We start from the raw sequence: 17,403 nt of genomic DNA on the forward strand, positions 1-17,403 counted from the left end.
ATGAAGGTTAATTCAAGGTTGCTGTGAGGTAACATCTTGGTCGACAAGAAAATTCAATCTTTCGAAAACAAGTTTGGTGGATCTTAGATCCTCTTCGTTGTACTTTAAGAGGACTGAAAGGTAATGATCGTCCTTGGTCAAAAGCCAGCGTTGGAAATACCTATTGGCTTTTGAACTGTCAAGTTGAGTTGTTGCGGTAAAGCCAAAGTAGCGTGCAACGCTTTTTAGCGAATAGGTGAAAAGCGGTAGTGCCACGTGTTTGCAGAGGAATTGGTATAAATCGAAGAAGTTTTTCTTCACTCTTTCATACATAGGAAGAAATTCCTTATACTTGTATGCGAGTTGTTGGAACCTTTTTGGTTCATAAGGCCCATAATGGTATATTGGGCAATTTAGCTTCAAAAAGAGATCAAGAAGCTCTTTGAAAACCTCTTTTTCTTCATTTTCATCTTTGCAAAGATACGGTGTGTATTTATCATCTTGCAATATTCCGAAAAGGAAATCGAAGTGTTTTAAACTGTTGAACTCTATATCCACAAACACTCCTGGCTCAAGTTTTTTGTAAGGCGTAAGAATTATCGGTTTTTCTTGAAGAAGAGATAAAGCTTTTTTCACGAGTTTTTCATCGAAGTGCTTTGAACATTTCTCTTTAAAGTTCAAAAGATCGGAAAGCGAGAAGATTCCACATTTGGCTAGCTTTTCCTTGGTTTTATCGCTTATTCCATGGATTGCAAGTAAGTCTTGTTTTTGTATCAAATCCTTTGTGCAATCAAAAACATATTGGCAATTTTTGCAAAGCTCGCATGGCTTTGGTTGTGGGGGTTCTGTTGGTTGGATCTTTGCCATCTGTTCTAACGTTGAAAAAAGCAATGGTAGAGAATTTTTCCAATCGATTTTTTGTGTGAAAAATTCTGAAGTTACAATCACCTCTGTCACAGGAAAACCTGCGTTTGAGAAAACGTAACCGTGAAAAGCGGCTTCCAAAAGATACTTTTCCTTGAAATTTTTTGCAGTCTTCTTCAGAACGATTTTCCATCCGTTTTTATCGGGGATTATCAAATCAGGATCGGAGATCAAAGTTTTCTCATGAAAGTTGATGCTGATTACCGGATTTTCAACGGAGAAATTTAAGTTTAGCAAGTTTCTTGTGTTTTGCTCAAAACTTTTGAATAATTCCTCTTCAGGTGGTTGAAGAAAGTATTTTCTTGGACAGCTGATGTATTCTTCAATGTCGTTAAAGGTTATCGTCGCCCTCATAGTCCAACCACCACTCGTTGTACACGTTTTTAATCTTCTTTTGAAGAAAATCCTTGACACTCACAAATTGATCGTACATAAATTCATCTTCCAACTTGTCAATCAGCAATGGCTCTATTTGCGAAACTAGCTTTTCGTTTTCTGGAGAGGTTGTGAGCGGTCTTCGAAACCTCAAAGCTCTGATGGCACACATAGCTTCTATTGCCAACAGCGAAGTTACGTTGTCTATAACTTTAAGTAATTTCAAACATGCGTTCATCCCCATGCTGACATGGTCTTCTTGATAAGCGCTCGTTGGAATTGTATCACATGAAGCCGGATGGGAAAGGATTTTGTTTTCGTTGCAAAGCGCAGCGGCAGTGTATTGCCATATCATGTATCCAGAGTTTGTACCACTGTGAGGAGTGAGGAAAGCTGGTAAACCTTCGTTTGTTTTTGGGTTTACAAGCCTATCGATCCTTCTTTCAATCATGTTTCCAAAGCTTGTCAACGCTATAGTCAAAAAATCTGCAACCAAAGCTATTGGTTCTCCGTGGAAATTACCCTGCGAAATTATCTCATCTTCGTAAACCAAAGGATTATCGGTAGCCGAATTCATTTCAATTTCAGCGATATTTAGGGCATAAAAAATTGTATCGAGAACTACCCCGTACACCTGAGGTATACAGCGAAGACTGTAAGCATCTTGAACTCTAAGACAATTTTTGTGAGATTCCCTTATTTTGCTTCCTTGAAAAAGTTTTTCAAGCATTTTGGCAACAATTTTTTGTCCTCTGTGAGGTCTTGCGATCCCTACAACTTTTGAGTAAGCGTCCGGCGAGGCAAACAAGATATCTGAAGACAATGCTGCAATTCTAGTTGCAAGTTCAACCATGTTTAAGCAATCGTTGATGCACAAAGCCAGTATGGCAGTCATAGCTTGCGTTCCATTGACCAAGCTCAAACCTTCTTTCTCAGCAAGTTGTAATGGTTCAAATCCAAGTTTAGCAGTTACCTCTTGGGTTGGAATGGCTTTGCCGTCGACATAGACATACCCTTTGTTTAAAAGTACAAGCGCTATGTGAGAAAGTGGTGCCAAATCGCCGCTTGCTCCAACAGAGCCTTTTGAGGGTACAAACGGTGTGATTCTTTTGTTCAACAGTTCGCACAATTTTTCAACTACAATTGGCCTGACCCCGGAAAAACCTAATGCCAGTGAATGTGCCCTGAGCAACATGGCAGCTCTCACTATGTCTTCAGACAAAGGATCTCCTATACCACAGGCATGGGACAGGATGATGTTTTCTTGAAGTTTCAACAATTCTTCTTTTGAGATTTTAACAGTTGCCAAAGCGCCAAAACCTGTGTTCACACCGTAGACAACTTTTTCTTGTGAAAGAACAGATTCAACTTTTTTCCTACTTTTTTCCATCCTTTTCAACACATCCTCTGGTATTTCAACTTTTTCAAAATTTCTAGCCACTTTGATCACTTCTTGAATTTTCAACCTATGTCCAACGTAAACCAAACTCACCACCCCTTGTTTGATTGCAATTTGCATCTATAGTATACTGAGTTTGTGATAAACTTTTAAACAGGGGAGATGGGTGTGGAAAAATTGCAAGAACTTGAATCTCTCTTAAACAGGTTGATAGACGACTATGTGAAGACAAAGGAAGAAAATGAAAAGCTTTGGGCTAGGATGAACGAAGCTTTGAGCAAGATCGAAAAGCTTGACAAAGAAAAACGAGAATTGGAATCGCTTGTGGAAATGTATCGAAGTTCTTTGAATTCGTTGGTTGAAAAACTTCAAAACATGTTAGGTGCGGTTGATTATGCCGTTGAAGCGGACCGTCAGGATAAAACTTGATGACAAACTGTACGAACTTGTAACCGATGAAAACGAAGAGGAACTGATAGGAGTTTTAAACAGCATACAAAGTTCTTACGTGCAAATGAGGGTTAAAAACCCTGAGGCTTCTTGTGACGAAATATTGCTTGTTCTTTTGGCAAACGCCATGCTGAGCAACTCGAGAATGGAAAAAAAGGCATCACAACTTGTGGATAAAGTTCAAAGTGTTGTAGCTAAGTTTGGCAAGGGAAGAATGGAAAATGAGAGTAATAGGCTTGTTTGACTCGGGAGTTGGGGGATTATCTGTTTTAAAACACCTTATAGCCAAAGGCGTTGCAGAAGAATATGTTTATGTAGCGGATACTGCTCATGCACCTTATGGAACAAAGGATCAAAATACAATAGTAGATATTTGTGTTGAGATAGTCGATTTTCTAAAGTCGTTGGAAGTCGAAACAATTTTGGCAGCTTGTAATACAGCCGATATAAGTTTAAAGATTTCCCACATTGACTTTGACGTTCCCTACCTTGGTGTAACCGACGTTGAGTTTCCCAATTTAGAAAGTGTGGCGATTTGGGGTACAAAGGCTGCAATCGAAAGCCATTTTCATAAAAAGATTTTTGAAACAAAGGGAACAAAGGTCATCCTTGAAATGCCTCTGCAAGAACTGGTAAAAATCGTGGAAGAAGGGCTTGAAGACAGCCAATTTGCCAAAGATTGCGTTGACAAAGCTGTGGATGAAGTTGTTAAGGCTGGCGTAGAGAATGTGGTGTTGGGATGCACGCATTTTTCTTTGATAGTCGATAAGCTAAGAAAAAGATATCCAAAGATCAACTTCGTTGATCCTGCAGAAATTTTGGCTGAAAGAATAGCCAAAGCTGTTTGCGGATTTAGTCATCCTAAGAAAATCACCTTTTACATCACAGGTGATGAAAAAGAATTTGAAATTAAACTGAAGAGGTACGAGCATTTGCTCCAAATTCCTTATACAATAGTTGAGAAAACAGCAACTCAAGTGGGAGTCCATCATGGTTGAAGTGGTTATCGTATCAGGTCTTTCTGGTGCAGGAAAAACAACTGCGCTAAAAGTTTTGGAAGACATGGGATATTTCTGCATAGATAATCTTCCACCGGTGCTTTTGAAAGATTTCATAACTCTTGTTTCAAATTCCACAGTTTCAAAAGTCGCTATAACAATTGATGTAAGGAGCGCCAAGTTTGGTGAAAATTTGACGCAACTGCAGAAAGCATTAGAAATATACAAAGATTCCATCAAACTACTTTTCCTTGAAGCCTCTTTGGAAGAACTGATCAAAAGGTTTTCGTTCACAAGAAGACGTCACCCGTTGGAAGGTCAGTTAAGTCTTCGAGAAGCTATTTTGAAAGAGCAAGAGCTTTTAAGCGATATAAGACAACTGGCGACGGTTATAGATACCACAAATTTGGACACCAACGGTTTGAGAAAGGTTATCATCAGCATTCTTTCTGACACAAAAACCTTTTTTGTGCGGATAAGAAGCTTTGGTTTCAAATACGGTGTGCCAACTGATACAGATTTCATCATAGATACAAGATTTTTGCCAAATCCTTTTTATGTTCGGGAACTCGCACATTTGGATGGTAGGGATGAAAAGATTCACAATTACTTTGAAAATTATCCCGAAGTTAAACAATTCATTCAACAAATTGTACCTCCTTTGTTGCTTGCCGCTACTTTGTACAAAAAAGAGGGAAGACCAAGCATGACCATCTCCGTTGGTTGCACCGGTGGACGCCACAGATCGGTCTACGTTGCTGAAAAACTGGCAGAAAGTCTAAAAAAAGATTTTCAGGTGATAGTTGAACACCGGGATGTGGATAGATGAAAGTCGTGGCGATAGGTGGCGGGACAGGTTTATCGGTGTTACTAAGAGGTTTAAAGAAATACGATTTGGATATTTCCGCACTCGTTGCTGTGACAGACGAGGGTGGAAGCTCTGGCCGTTTGAGATTTGAACTGGAAATCCCACCCCCTGGCGATGTGAGAAATAACATAATTGCGCTTGCCAACGATGAGGATTTGATGAGTCAAATTTTTGCTTACAGATTTGTTGACAACGGTTCTTTGCATCAACATACCGTGGGTAACATTATAATAGCTGCTCTGACGAAGATGAAAGGAAGTTTCAACGAGGCTGTGAAGTTGACTTGTAGAATACTTGCCATAAAAGGCAAGGTTATACCGATTTGTGATGATTTGATAAGACTTGTGGCAAAGTACGACGATGGATCACAAGTAGTAGGCGAGACCAACATCACGAGGAAAAAAGGTAGGATAATTTCAATTCAGTTGGACAAACCTGCTAAAGCAAGCGAGGAAGCATTGATAGAATTATCGAATGCCGATCTCATTGTCCTTGGACCAGGAAGTTTGTACACAAGCGTAATAACCAACCTGTTGGTGGAAGGTGTAAAAGAGACAATCGCATTGAACAAAAGAGCAGTTAAAATATATGTTGCAAACATAATGACACAACCTGGAGAAACTCATGGATACACTGTTGAGGATCATGTGGCAGAGGTTGAAAGATATCTTGAAAAACCTTTGGATTTCGTAATAGTAAACAACGGCCAGCCACCCGCTGAAGTGCTTGAATCTTACTTGAAAGAAGGTGCTGAGCCAGTTAAAGTTTTGAGCAAACGCGAAAACTATATTTTCGCTGACCTAGTTCAAGTAATCCATGAGCCGAACGATCCTAGACCAAAGATAAGACACAACAGCGAGGCTTTAGCTAATATAATTGTTGAAATCGCAAAGAGGTGTTCGTGTGGTAAACAGTAGGTTTTCTGAAAATGTTCGTGAGGAACTTTGTTCTTTAGAAATTCAAACGCAGGATCAAGCCTGGTCAGAAATCATTGGTTACGTCAAGTCTAAAGGTTTTCTTTTGATAAAAAACGAGGCAAAGTTTGTGGCAATATTTTTTCCATCCATAAAGGTCTCCCGAAGGTTCTTTAAACTCAGCAAATTACTCCCGAGCTTTGAGCATGAAACAGTTGTTGTACAACCTAAAAGATTGCGGAAACAAAGATACGTTGAGGTTCATCTTCCGCTGGAATGGTTTACTCAAAATAGCCCTGTTGATATTTTCAGTGAAACTTTGCCAGAAAAATTTTGCGAAGATCCATTTTTGTTTGGTTCATTTCTGCGCGGATGCTATTTATCTGCAGGTTCGGTGGTTGACCCGCGGTTTGGTTACCATTTGGAACTAGTTTGTCAGACTAACACCATTTTGAAACAAGTTAGTGAAGTTTTAGAAAAGGTTTTTGCCATAAAATCCAAAGTTGTTCAGGCAAACAATTATTACAAACTTTTGATAAGACGTGCAGTTGATTTGATAGAGTTCTTGAATTTAATAGGGGCAGTTGAGGCTGCTGCAAAGCTTGAACAAATCTTTCAAAAAAGGCTGATAGCATCTGATGTTAACAGAAGTATGAACTTTTTGTCTGCGAACGCTGATAGAATAAGTAAGAGTACCATAAAACAACTGAATGCTATAAAAATCATTGAGGAAACGATTGGTTTAGAATCAATTGACGAGGAACTTTCAAAATTGGCAAGATTGAGGATGAAAAACACCGAATTGAGTCTTCGTGAACTAGGAGAATTGATGCAACCGAGAATGACTAAATCGATGGTTTTCAACAGAATGAAGAAAATCATGCGTATAGCTGAGGAAATTGAGAGGGGTAAGGAAAGTTGAAATGCCCTTTTTGTGGTGCTTTGGAAACAAGGGTTCTTGATTCAAGACCGACTTTGGATGGAACGGCGATACGCAGAAGGAGAGAATGCATTGAATGTGGTGGACGTTTTACCACTTATGAGAGATACGAATCTTTACCAATAGTGGTTGTAAAAAAGGATGGTCGAAGAGAGGCCTTTGATCGAAAGAAAATACTCAATGGTTTGTTAAAAGCTTGTGAAAAAAGACCTGTTCCATACGAGGCTCTGGAAAAAATCGTGGAGGAGGTAGAGCTTGCAATTCAAAGGCAAGGCAATGCTGAAGTACAATCTAAATACATCGGTGAGCTTGTAATGGAAAAGTTAAAACAACTTGATCAAGTAGCTTATGTCAGATTTGCGTCAGTTTACAAAGATTTTCGCGAAATAGACCAATTTTTGGAGATAGTAAAGGAATTGAAAAAAGATCAGGAGGTGCGAGAAGGTGGCGAAAAAAAGCACGGTTTACCTAACCAAGGAGGGTTATGAAAAACTCAAAGCCGAACTTAACGAACTTAAGGAGAAGTTGATGTACGAAATATCCCAAAGAATAAAGGAAGCGAGAGAACTTGGAGACCTTTCAGAGAACACCGAGTACGACGAAGCGAAGAACGAGCAAGGAAGAATCGGAAGCAGGATTGCTGAGCTTGAGGAAATACTAAACAACGCTGAAATCATTGAAAATCGTGATAACAGCGTTATATCTGTTGGTTCCACGGTGATTATAAGAAATGTGACTACAGGAGAGGAGAAGAGAATCAAATTGGTAAGCCCGCAGGAAGCAGATATTTTCAACTTCAAAATAAGCGTTGATTCTCCTGTTGGAAGGGCTTTGCTCGACAAAAAGGTTGGAGACGTTGTTCGCGTGAAAACCAACGCTGGTTTGGTAAAATACGAAATCTTGGGAATAGAAATAGACTAAATCACAAAGAGGTGATTCCGTGCTAGACGAAGTTCGAAAACAAAGATCTGACGAAGTAAAAAGTCTTCGAGAGCTTGGAATAGAACCTTATCCTTACAAGTTTGAAAAAACCCACTCAGCGCAGGATGTAAAAAAGCAGTTTGATCATGTAAAACCTGGAGAGCTGGCAGAGGGATCTGAGGTTTCGATAGCCGGTAGGATAATGTCCATCAGAAACCACGGAAAATCGTCTTTTTTCACGCTCAGAGATTTCACTGGTAGAATTCAGGCTTACATAAGGAGCAACGATGTTGGAGTAGATATGTACAAAATTTTTGAAGAGTACGTAAAGATCGGAGACATCTTAGGAGTAAAGGGTCCGGTTTTTCGGAGTAAAACAAGTGAAATAACTGTTCTTGTGAAGGAGTTTAAGATACTTTGCAAAAGTCGAAGACCTCTGCCTGAAAAATGGCACGGATTGAAAGATAAGGAAATAGCTTACAGGCAAAGGTACGTCGATATGATAGCCAACGATGAGACGCTCGCTAGGTTCAAAATAAGGTACGAAGCCATCAGATTCATTAGGGAATTTTTGACAAAACGTGGTTTTGTGGAAGTTGAAACACCCATTTTGAATTACATTCCAAGTGGTGCAAGTGCAAAGCCTTTTATCACTCGTTCTGAAGCTTTGGATTGTGAGTTGTACCTTCGCATAGCTCCAGAGCTTTATTTGAAGCGCTACATAGTTGGTGGATTTGAAAAGGTTTTTGAACTTGGGAAAAACTTCAGAAACGAAGGCATTTCCTACAAACATAGTCCAGAATTTACTTCGATAGAGATATACCAAGCTTATGCGGATTACCATGATATGATGGAATTAACTGAATCCATGATTTCAGAGCTTGTTTACCACCTGTTTGGTAAGTACACAGTGACTTATCAGGGAATAGAGCTGGACTTCAGACCACCTTGGAGAAGGATAAGGATGAGAGATTTCATAAAATCCAAGCTCAACGTTGACATACTTGAAGATTCCGATGAGACAATGAGGAAAGTATTACAAAACCACGGTGTGGATACTTCAGGTCTTTCAAGGGCAAAAATGATCGAAAAGCTTTGGGATCTTGTTGAAAGCGAAGTTGTTCAGCCTACTTTCGTCATGGATTATCCTGTTGAAATTTCGCCTTTGGCAAAACGTCACAGGGAAGATCCCAGACTAACCGAAAGGTTTGAACCAATAGTTTGCGGTATGGAGCTTGGGAATGCCTTTAGTGAGTTAAACGATCCTGACGATCAATTTCAAAGATTTTTAGAGCAAGCAAAGTTAAGGGAAGCAGGAGACGAAGAAGCGCACAGAATGGATTTGGATTTCATAAGAGCCCTGGAATACGGAATGCCCCCAACAGGTGGTCTTGGGATTGGTATCGACAGATTGATGATGATTTTAACTGATTCACCTTCAATACGCGATGTAATTGCATTTCCTCTTGTCAGCTTTAAGGATAAATATGAAGACGAATTTTGAAAGGAGTGCTAGCGAATGAGGCGGTGGATAAAAAAGTGGCAAAAAGTGATAGTTTGGGGGCTTGCTATAGCCTTTATTGCTGGTATAGCGTTTTGGTCGGTTGGAACATACATTGCTGGTAGAGCCAAAGCTAACCAAGAAAATCTGTCTGAAGAAGTTGTTGGGTACCTTGAAGTAAAAGGACAGCAGGTCAAAGACAAAGATTTGCAGGTTACTTATCGGCAACTTGAACAAGAATATCAAAATTTGTTGATGTTCTACGGCTGGCAGAATTTTGATCCTTTGTTCGATGAGCCGGCTCAGAAAGCCCTTCTTCTTGAAAATATTCTTAAGGAAAATGTGGTCATTTATTATGCAAAGCAAGAAAAGCTTTTTCCATCCAACAAAGAAATATCTTCAAAACTAGCTGAATACAAAAAACAAATAGAAAGCAACGAGTCTTTGCTCAAGTATGTTAAGACCTACTACGGTTCTGTTGACAACTATCTAGACAAAGTTATTAAACCAGACGTTTTAAGGACCATGGCGGTTGAGAAAGTCAGAGACAAGGTGGCAAAAGTAAGCGAAGAGGATATGAAAAAGTACTTCGAGGAAAATATGAATCAGATAAAGAGAAAATATGATAAAGTCGATGCATCATATGTTAATTTCGAAGATAAAACTGCCGCAGAAAAGTTTTTGGCTGAAGCGCAAAATGTTGGTTTTGACCAAGCCGCTACGAATTTGAACTTGCAACCTCAAATTTTCTCCGGACTCACTAGAGGATTATTCGAAGAAGAATATGAAAATCAAATTTTTTCCGCAAAAGAAGGGGAAATCGTTGGTCCGATACCGTTTGCAAGCACATTTTATGTTTTCAAAATCAACAAAAGTTTCGTTATAAATAATTTTGATTCTTTCAAAAATTCCGATGGATATCTTTCTGAAATGAATTCCTTGCAATCTGAAAGATTTCAAAACTGGTATGATAGCTACGTAAGCGAAAATGAAATAAAATTAGTCATTAAAGATGAGGTTTACAACGTTTGGTCTAAGATTAACAAAGTGTCGCGGTTTGAGGATCTTGTGGAGATATATCAATCGCTTGTCAAAAAATTGTTCGCTGAAGACGGTTCACTTCTACCGGATGTTCCAGATACCATGAAAAGTGCCTTTTTAGCTTTGTTGGACAAAGTTAGAACTTTTGCAAACGATGATGAGATCAACTCTTTGGGCCCAATCAAAGATCAAGAGAAAAAAGTGGTAGAGTATCTGTACAATTTCTATCCTTCTTTACTTCGTGTTGCGCAGGCAATGTACAGAGTAAACCCAGACAACGTTGATGCAAAGTACAATTACTTCTCTCTTCTTTATTCTCAAATTAAACCATATCTTTTGCCAGATTACGTTCCATACATTTTGCAAACGATATTGGAACTAGAAGTTGGTCTTGAAAGTATCGCCAGAAATGAAGATGCTCCAAAAGAATACAGAACAACGGCGTTTTACAACCTTTATGACTTGACAAAATCCATAGGCGATAAAACCAGTGCCAAGTTTTATCTTAACGAACTTAGAAAGTTAGATCCAAACTACATTGATTTTGATTCGGCATTGCAAGAATTGGAAAGCGGGCAATGATGCCCGCTTTTTTCATAATGCGGTTATTCCTTCACAGCATATGCCCAAAATTTTATAATTTGCTTTGATACCTTTGCTTTCGAAAACTTTTACCATGAATTCTGCTGCTTTTTTTGCGCCTTCCTCACTTTTGACAAATCCGGCTACGCTCGGTCCTGCCCCGCTTAAAAAGCAACATAACATGCCTGCAGACTGAGCATTTTCTATTATTTCTTCCATTCCCGACACAAGTTTTTTTCTGTACGGTTGATGTATGAAATCTTGAGTTGCAATTTGAAGCATGGAAAAATCTTTAGATACCAAACTTGCCACAAGCAATGCCACTCTACTGATATTTGATGTAGCGTCTTTCAAATGTATCATTTTTGGGATAATTTCTCGAGCTTTTTCCGTCTGTAATTCAAACTCAGGTATTGTTACAACAACTTTCAGTTCGTCTGGTGGGAGCAGCTTTTTGAAGAAGATCTTATCATCGTAGACTGCGGAAATCGTGATTCCACCGACCAAAGCAGCCACAACGTTGTCAGGATGTCCTTCCATTTCCACCGCCAACTTTAATATCTCTTCTTCCTTCAAAGGCTTGCCAAGCAACATGTTCGCTGCAACCATTCCTCCTACAATTGCTGCGGCACTGCTTCCTAATCCCCTTGCAAGCGGTATGTTGTTCGTCATTTTTATGCTTACCCCACCTTTATAGCCCGCTTTTTCAAAAATTATTTTTGCGGCTTTGAAAACAAGGTTGTCTTCTTTTCGTGAAATCGATTTAGAACCTTCACCAGAAACTTCTATGCTTAAAGTGTCAGAAAAATCCATTTCGATGAAATTGTAAAGTGTCACGGCCATCCCAATACAATCAAACCCAGGGCCAAGATTGGCTATGGTTGCTGGAATTTTCACCCTGACCAAATCCTATCACTCCCCATCGTATATGGCTTTTTCCAAGGCTTTGATTTCTGGAGGTATCACAACTGGTGATATTCCAATTTTCATGGCAGTATCGGGATCTTTCAAACCATGACCTGTTAAAACACAAACGACCTTGGAATTTTTTTGAAAGTATCCCTTGTTGAAGTACTTTATAACACCTGCAACTGATGCGGCTGAAGCTGGTTCGACAAAGATGCCTTCTTTCTTCGCTAAAAGTTGATAAGCTTGAAGGATTTCTTCATCCGTCACCTTGTCAACAAGCCCACAGGATTCTTGAACTGCGTTGACAGCGGATTTCCAGCTAGCAGGATTACCTATTCTTATGGCTGTCGCTATTGTTTTTGGGTTTTCAATTATCCTTCCTTCCACTATAGGCGCAGCACCAGCAGCTTGAAAACCAAGCATTTTTGGAAGTTTTGAAATTTTTCCAATGGAAAAATACTCTTTGAACCCTTTCCAATAAGCGGTTATGTTTCCTGCATTACCAACGGGTATGGCAAGGTAATCAGGGGCGTCTAAAAATTCATCGCATATTTCAAACGCAGCAGTTTTTTGTCCCTCTATTCTGTTAGGGTTTATCGAGTTAACGACAGTTACTGGAAATTTCTCTGAAAATTCTCTAACCAGTTTCAAAGCGTCGTCGAAATTTCCTTCCACGGCAATTACTTTTGCTCCGTAAGCAATCGCTTGTGCAAGCTTACCGATTGCAACGGCATCTTTTGGTATCAAAACTGCGCATTTCAGCCCAGCACGTGCAGCATAAGCAGCTGCAGAAGCAGCTGTGTTACCAGTTGAAGCGCAAATCACAGCTGTTGCACCGTTTTCCACCGCGACTGATATTGCCACTGTCATCCCCCTGTCTTTGAACGAACCTGTTGGATTCATTCCTTCGTATTTCAGATACAGTTCAAAGCTCAAACCAAGATGTTTTTCCAAGTTAGAAGCCCTGATAAGAGGAGTATTTCCTTCTTTTAGCGTCACTATACTTTCTCTTTTCTTAACTGGTAAAAAATCAAAGTATCTGTCAATAACACCCAAGTACGCCATTTTAACTGCCCCCTTCAACTTTTATTACAGAATCAACACTTTTAACCACATCGAGTTTTTCAATTTCCAAAACAGCGTTCTTAAGGTTCCCAAAAGTTGTTTTATGAGTTAATATAACTATTTCTGCCATCTCATTTTTGACATCCTTTTGAACAACGGTATGAATACTTATGTCGTTCTTTCCAAAAACAGCACTGATTTTTGCAAGAACTCCTGACTTGTCAATCGCTTTAAGGCGGATGTAGAAATCACTTTTACATGTCCAAACGTCGACGACGTTTATATCACAATTGACAAAGTTGTATTCGCAATTTTTTCCACTGGCTGCTTCCATAATGTCGGCCACCACGGCACTCGCCGTTGCCATTTTTCCAGCTCCTTGACCAAAAAACATCACCTCGCCTACGGCATCTCCTTCTACAAGTACCGCGTTGTAGACTCCTCGAACAGAACTTAAAGGATGGTTTTGATTGATCATGGTTGGGCAAACCATGATTTCGATATCATTATCTGAAACCTTTCGAGCTGAAGCAATTAGTTTTATCACATATCCAAGCTCTGCGGCATACTTTATATCTTCAATTCCAATTTTTTCAATACCTTCTGTGTAAACCTTATCTGGCGTTATCCATGTGTTGAAAGCTATCGAAGAGAGTATGGATATTTTCCTTGCAGCATCAAAACCCTTCACATCGGCAGAGGGATTACTCTCAGCATACCCGAGTTTTTGTGCTTCAAAGAGAGCCTCTTGAAAAGTTTTTTTGTTTTCTTGCATTTGGGTTAAAATGTAATTGGTGGTTCCATTGAGTATGCCTTGAATTTTGATGATTCTATTGGCGGCAAGACAACGCTTCATTGGACGTATTATCGGTATTCCACCTGCAACGCTTGCTTCAAAAAGAAAAGCCACGTTCTGCTGTTTGGCAATCTCAAGAAGTTCTTTTCCATATTTTGAAACAACTTCTTTGTTTGCTGTGATAACATGCTTTCCTTTCTTTAAGGCCTTTTCAATATAAGTTTTAGCTGGTTCTTCTCCACCAATTAGTTCCACAACAACTTTGATTTCTGGATCGTTCAAAATCTCGTCAGCGTTAAAAACTATTTTTCCTTTTGCATAATCTGGCCTTTGTTTGGAAGGATTCCGAACTAGTATTTTTTCCACCACAATTTCTTTGCCAAGTTTTTTAGTTATGATAGAACGGTCCTTTTCAAGAAGTTCCACAACACCAGAACCAACAGTACCAAGGCCAAGTATTCCAACTTTTATCATCTCTCCTCCTCCCTTCTGTGTTTGTGTTTATTCATAAAAAAAGCGGGCTAGTTTTTTAACTAGCCCGCTTCTGCTGAACGGAGATTGCTTTTTTACACAACTACAAGCAACCGCCGTTCAGCAGGCGGGCAGTTGCTTGTAGTTGTTGTACCAGAATTCAATTGAGCAACCACAAATACTTCACACATATTGCTTCACATCCTTGTTTTTAATTAACTATACACCCAGGAGGAAAGTTTGTCAACAGAAAAGGGAGTGTGTTCGAAAAAAGGACTTGATTATTCCGAAGATGAGATATAATCCTTAAAAACACTTCACCGAAGAAGACTCTGTATGAGGAGAAGATATTCACTCAAAAGATTATCCGTGAAGATGATTAAGAATTTGCTGCGACTTATTGAGGATATGGGTGAAGTAATATTTTTGTTGGCGTTTATTAGAAGAGCGTTTCTTTGTCGAGGCTTGTTTGAAACACTTTGATTGATGAGACAATAAGTGTATTTCTGATTTTTCGAACGGACTCACAGAAAAAGTGGGTGTGTTTAAAAACAAAAAAATTGGCTGGGGCGGGAGGATTCGAACCTCCGAATGTCGGATCCAAAGTCCGATGCCTTACCAGCTTGGCGACGCCCCAGCGCCGATATATATTATATCATAGCTTGTCAAAAAGTCTAGATGGATAGGGTAAAGCTAGGTTTGAATATGCTTACACTGGTTGCATATTTTCAAATACATGGTATAATTAAGGTGCGAGGCGACGTAGCCAAGCGGTTAAGGCGGGGGTCTGCAAAATCCCTATGCGTGGGTTCGAATCCCACCGTCGCCTCCAGAATTTAAAGTCAAATTTGGTCTTGCGTCTTTTTCTTTTTTTATTTTTTCATCATGTTACATTTTTTGCTTTTGATTTCAAATTGTTGACAATTAATAGTAAAGGTATATAATTAAAAAGGAACTTAGAAATGCTTTTTTCCAATAGTTAATAACTAATCGGCCGCGAATGATATTTTGCTGTGGGAGGGGTTGGTATGAGTAAGAAAGTTTTATTGGGATTAGCTTTTGTATGGCTCTTGGCCCTAACAATTTTTGCCCAGGAGGTTGTCACTATCAGATTCTCTTGGTGGGGCGGCACCGATAGACATAACGCAACATTAAAGGCTATTGAAATCTTCGAAAAGAAGTATCCAAACATCAAAATCAAAGCTGAATATGCAGGATGGAGTGGTTATTTCGAAAAACAGGCGGTTCAGATGGCTGGTGGTACAGAAGCTGATGTAATGCAGATCAATTGGCCTTGGCTTCCTATTTTTTCACCAGATGGAACAGGATTCTACGATCTTTACAAGCTATCTGACATAATTGATCTTTCAAATTTCCCACCTGAGGTTCTTCAGCTTGGAACAGTCAACGGGAAGCTCAACGGTATTCCAGTTTCAATGACTGGTCGTGTCTTCTGGTACAACAAGACAGTTTATGACAAGTATGGTGTACCGATTCCAAAAACTTGGGATGATTTGTTTGCAGCAGCGAAGAAGTTCCCAAAAACTATTTATCCAATAATCGCTGGTTCTTATGATGGATGGCTCATATCTCACTTGTACGCGACACAAGTACTTGACAAACCGATGCTTGCGGTCGATGGTACACTACTTTGGACGGTAGATGATTTCAAAGTTGCTCTTGGATTCTATAAGAAACTGATAGACAATCGCGTGACACCAAAAATTCCTGAAATAGCAGCTGAAGGCGGGACAGGAGATGTTCCAATAGCTCAACTTCCAAGCTTCATCATGGGTAATTACGCTGGTTTGTATGAATGGACAAGCGCTATAGGAAAAACAGCAGAACCCGTGGCTCAAAAAGGTATGCAGCTTGTGATGGGCGGAATTCCGACAGGGCCAGATTCCAAGGATTCTGGTATACTCTTTAAACCTTCAATGTTGTTTGCAATTAGCAAGAATACAAAATATCCTAGAGAGGCTGCTATATTCTTGAATTTCTTGTTGAACGATCCCGATGCTGCGCTAGCACTCGGTTTGACAAGAGGAGTTCCAATAAGTAAATCTGCATATGAAGCTCTTCAAAAAGCAGGTAAATTGGCAGGGCTTGAAGTAGAAGGACTTGAATATCTGTTGTCAGTGCCATCTAAGCATCCATTGAGTCCGTACTTTGAAGATTCTAGATTGCAGACGTTGTATAGGGAAATAATCGATGCCATATCGTATGGCACAATGAGTGTTGATCAAGCAGCAGTGGAGATGCACAAACGAGTTCAGCAAATTCTTGGTGAGATTGTGAAAAAGTAAAGTATAAGATGAATTTAAAACTAAAGGGGGGCTGTGTTCGTAGCCCCCATTTTGTTAGTTTGTCCAGGAGGTGATGGTTGAAAAATGAAAGGATCAAAATTAAAAAAGTACATTGGATTACTTTATATCTCTCCTTGGCTTATTGGAACAGCGATATTCACAGTTTATCCTTTTATGGCATCCTTCATACTTGGGTTTATGGATTACAGGTTGACAGGTGCACCAAAATTTGTTGGTTTGGCAAACTATATAAGAATGTTCAATGATAAGTTATTTTGGATATCTCTTTTTGCAACATTTAAATTTGTGCTTTTATCTGTTCCTGCAAGACTTGCGTTTGCTTTGTTGATTGCAATTGTGCTCAACGCAAGCTTAAAGGGTATAAATTTGTACCGTACAATCTACTATATTCCATCCATACTTGGTGGGAACATTGCTATAGCAGTTCTTTGGAGATTTCTATTTCAAAGATATGGTTTAATTAATCAAATGTTAGGTATATTTGGTTTGCCACCCGTTTTATGGTTTTCTACCGAATGGGGCGCACTTATCACTATCAGTACTTTAAGGGTTTGGCAATTTGGATCAGCTATGGTAATCTTTCTTGCTGGTCTAAGGGATATTCCACAGGAGTATTATGAAGCAGCCGCAATAGATGGGGCTAACAAAAGGCAGATCTTTTGGAAGATAACCATGCCTTTGCTGTCGCCTGTGATCTTTTTCAATTTGGTGATGGGTATGATCCATGCTTTCCAAGAATTTAATGCTCCTTTCATGATAACTGGCGGAGGGCCAATGTACAGAACGTATTTGTTCTCCATGATGATCTACGATAATGCTTTCAAATTGTATAACATGGGGTATGCATCTGCTCTGTCGTGGTTCTTGTTCGTCATAATAGCTGCTTTTGCGGCAATTATTTTCAGATCCTCAAAATACTGGGTTTATTACACATCGTAAGAGG

17 protein-coding genes and 2 tRNA genes are annotated in these 17,403 nt (G+C 39.4%); 13 read left to right on the forward strand and 6 right to left on the reverse strand.

The annotated features are described in order from the left end of the window. Positions 1-12: 12 nt before the first annotated feature. Together THETH_RS01890 and hutH are read right to left on the reverse strand one after the other, a co-directional pair. Entirely contained in the window at positions 13-1,257 is a 1,245-nt protein-coding gene (locus tag THETH_RS01890) for a TM0106 family RecB-like putative nuclease (RefSeq protein WP_013931697.1), read from the reverse strand. Continuing rightward, complete coding sequence (gene hutH / locus THETH_RS01895; RefSeq protein ID WP_245530527.1) at positions 1,235-2,770, reverse strand: histidine ammonia-lyase; 1,536 nt, start codon at positions 2,768-2,770, stop codon at positions 1,235-1,237. Before hutH ends, THETH_RS01890 begins: the two co-directional genes overlap by 23 nt. A 69-nt stretch (positions 2,771-2,839) precedes the next feature. Here hutH and THETH_RS01900 point away from each other — a divergent pair, with 69 nt between their 5' ends. Genes THETH_RS01900 through THETH_RS01945 form a run of 10 tightly spaced genes read left to right on the forward strand, consistent with a single transcriptional unit; the run spans position 2,840 to position 10,892 of the window. Continuing rightward, the gene (locus THETH_RS01900; protein WP_052295955.1) at positions 2,840-3,106 is read left to right on the forward strand and encodes a hypothetical protein; all 267 of its coding nucleotides are present in this window, start codon (positions 2,840-2,842) and stop codon (positions 3,104-3,106) included. Further along, positions 3,072-3,371 (forward strand): hypothetical protein, encoded by a 300-nt coding sequence (locus THETH_RS01905; protein WP_013931700.1) that lies wholly within the window; start codon positions 3,072-3,074, stop codon positions 3,369-3,371. Before THETH_RS01900 ends, THETH_RS01905 begins: the two co-directional genes overlap by 35 nt. Next, on the forward strand, positions 3,349-4,125 hold the full coding sequence (locus THETH_RS01910; protein WP_013931701.1) for a glutamate racemase: 777 nt from the start codon (positions 3,349-3,351) through the stop codon (positions 4,123-4,125). The genes THETH_RS01905 and THETH_RS01910 overlap by 23 nt, the downstream gene beginning before the upstream one ends. Then, positions 4,118-4,954: an RNase adapter RapZ gene (gene rapZ, locus THETH_RS01915; RefSeq protein ID WP_013931702.1), complete on the forward strand. Its 837-nt coding sequence runs from the start codon at positions 4,118-4,120 to the stop codon at positions 4,952-4,954. The genes THETH_RS01910 and rapZ overlap by 8 nt, the downstream gene beginning before the upstream one ends. After that, positions 4,951-5,910, forward strand: a complete 960-nt coding sequence (locus tag THETH_RS01920) for a gluconeogenesis factor YvcK family protein (RefSeq protein ID WP_013931703.1) — start codon at positions 4,951-4,953, stop codon at positions 5,908-5,910. Before rapZ ends, THETH_RS01920 begins: the two co-directional genes overlap by 4 nt. Next, positions 5,897-6,829, forward strand: coding sequence for a DNA-binding protein WhiA (gene whiA, locus THETH_RS01925; protein WP_013931704.1), 933 nt, complete (start codon positions 5,897-5,899; stop codon positions 6,827-6,829). Before THETH_RS01920 ends, whiA begins: the two co-directional genes overlap by 14 nt. Continuing rightward, entirely contained in the window at positions 6,826-7,335 is a 510-nt protein-coding gene (nrdR, locus tag THETH_RS01930; RefSeq protein WP_013931705.1) for a transcriptional regulator NrdR, read from the forward strand. The genes whiA and nrdR overlap by 4 nt, the downstream gene beginning before the upstream one ends. Further along, a complete protein-coding gene (gene greA, locus THETH_RS01935; protein ID WP_013931706.1) occupies positions 7,292-7,768 on the forward strand; it encodes a transcription elongation factor GreA in 477 nt (158 codons plus the stop codon). The genes nrdR and greA overlap by 44 nt, the downstream gene beginning before the upstream one ends. Positions 7,769-7,787: 19 nt before the next feature. Beyond that, on the forward strand, positions 7,788-9,272 hold the full coding sequence (gene lysS / locus THETH_RS01940; RefSeq protein ID WP_013931707.1) for a lysine--tRNA ligase: 1,485 nt from the start codon (positions 7,788-7,790) through the stop codon (positions 9,270-9,272). A gap of 15 nt (positions 9,273-9,287) precedes the next feature. After that, a complete protein-coding gene (locus THETH_RS01945; protein ID WP_013931708.1) occupies positions 9,288-10,892 on the forward strand; it encodes a peptidyl-prolyl cis-trans isomerase in 1,605 nt (534 codons plus the stop codon). A gap of 12 nt (positions 10,893-10,904) precedes the next feature. Here THETH_RS01945 and thrB read toward each other — a convergent pair whose 3' ends face one another. From thrB to THETH_RS01965, 4 genes are all read right to left on the reverse strand, one after another. Beyond that, positions 10,905-11,789 (reverse strand): homoserine kinase, encoded by an 885-nt coding sequence (gene thrB, locus THETH_RS01950; protein WP_245530617.1) that lies wholly within the window; start codon positions 11,787-11,789, stop codon positions 10,905-10,907. A 15-nt stretch (positions 11,790-11,804) separates the two neighbouring features. Beyond that, a complete protein-coding gene (gene thrC / locus THETH_RS01955) occupies positions 11,805-12,866 on the reverse strand; it encodes a threonine synthase (RefSeq protein ID WP_013931710.1) in 1,062 nt (353 codons plus the stop codon). A 1-nt stretch (position 12,867) separates the two neighbouring features. Next, a complete protein-coding gene (locus THETH_RS01960) occupies positions 12,868-14,136 on the reverse strand; it encodes a homoserine dehydrogenase (RefSeq protein ID WP_013931711.1) in 1,269 nt (422 codons plus the stop codon). Positions 14,137-14,694: 558 nt separating this feature from the next. Then, positions 14,695-14,770 (reverse strand) — tRNA-Gln (locus THETH_RS01965). A gap of 119 nt (positions 14,771-14,889) precedes the next feature. On the opposite strand from THETH_RS01965, the gene THETH_RS01970 reads away from it, so the two are divergent. From THETH_RS01970 to THETH_RS01980, 3 genes are all read left to right on the forward strand, one after another. Continuing rightward, positions 14,890-14,965: transfer RNA gene (locus THETH_RS01970), tRNA-Cys, on the forward strand. A gap of 196 nt (positions 14,966-15,161) precedes the next feature. Continuing rightward, a complete protein-coding gene (locus THETH_RS01975; protein WP_013931712.1) occupies positions 15,162-16,439 on the forward strand; it encodes an ABC transporter substrate-binding protein in 1,278 nt (425 codons plus the stop codon). Between the two features lie 84 nt (positions 16,440-16,523). Then, positions 16,524-17,399: a carbohydrate ABC transporter permease gene (locus tag THETH_RS01980; protein WP_013931713.1), complete on the forward strand. Its 876-nt coding sequence runs from the start codon at positions 16,524-16,526 to the stop codon at positions 17,397-17,399. Positions 17,400-17,403: the final 4 nt, after the last annotated feature.

The organism is Pseudothermotoga thermarum DSM 5069 (genome assembly GCF_000217815.1).
Classification (GTDB): Bacteria; Thermotogota; Thermotogae; order Thermotogales; family DSM-5069; genus Pseudothermotoga; species Pseudothermotoga thermarum.

What these genes read in the sequence shown, in the direction of transcription:
- THETH_RS01980 (WP_013931713.1), top strand. Translation starts at nt 16,524, where the DNA reads ATGAAAGGATCAAAATTAAAAAAGTACATTGGATTACTTTATATCTCT.
- THETH_RS01945 (WP_013931708.1), top strand. Translation starts at nt 9,288, where the DNA reads ATGAGGCGGTGGATAAAAAAGTGGCAAAAAGTGATAGTTTGGGGGCTT.
- THETH_RS01960 (WP_013931711.1), bottom strand. Translation starts at nt 14,136, where the DNA reads ATGATAAAAGTTGGAATACTTGGCCTTGGTACTGTTGGTTCTGGTGTT.
- THETH_RS01905 (WP_013931700.1), top strand. Translation starts at nt 3,072, where the DNA reads ATGCCGTTGAAGCGGACCGTCAGGATAAAACTTGATGACAAACTGTAC.
- THETH_RS01900 (WP_052295955.1), top strand. Translation starts at nt 2,840, where the DNA reads ATGGGTGTGGAAAAATTGCAAGAACTTGAATCTCTCTTAAACAGGTTG.
- rapZ (WP_013931702.1), top strand. Translation starts at nt 4,118, where the DNA reads ATGGTTGAAGTGGTTATCGTATCAGGTCTTTCTGGTGCAGGAAAAACA.
- THETH_RS01975 (WP_013931712.1), top strand. Translation starts at nt 15,162, where the DNA reads ATGAGTAAGAAAGTTTTATTGGGATTAGCTTTTGTATGGCTCTTGGCC.
- THETH_RS01890 (WP_013931697.1), bottom strand. Translation starts at nt 1,257, where the DNA reads ATGAGGGCGACGATAACCTTTAACGACATTGAAGAATACATCAGCTGT.
- thrC (WP_013931710.1), bottom strand. Translation starts at nt 12,866, where the DNA reads ATGGCGTACTTGGGTGTTATTGACAGATACTTTGATTTTTTACCAGTT.
- THETH_RS01910 (WP_013931701.1), top strand. Translation starts at nt 3,349, where the DNA reads ATGAGAGTAATAGGCTTGTTTGACTCGGGAGTTGGGGGATTATCTGTT.
- THETH_RS01920 (WP_013931703.1), top strand. Translation starts at nt 4,951, where the DNA reads ATGAAAGTCGTGGCGATAGGTGGCGGGACAGGTTTATCGGTGTTACTA.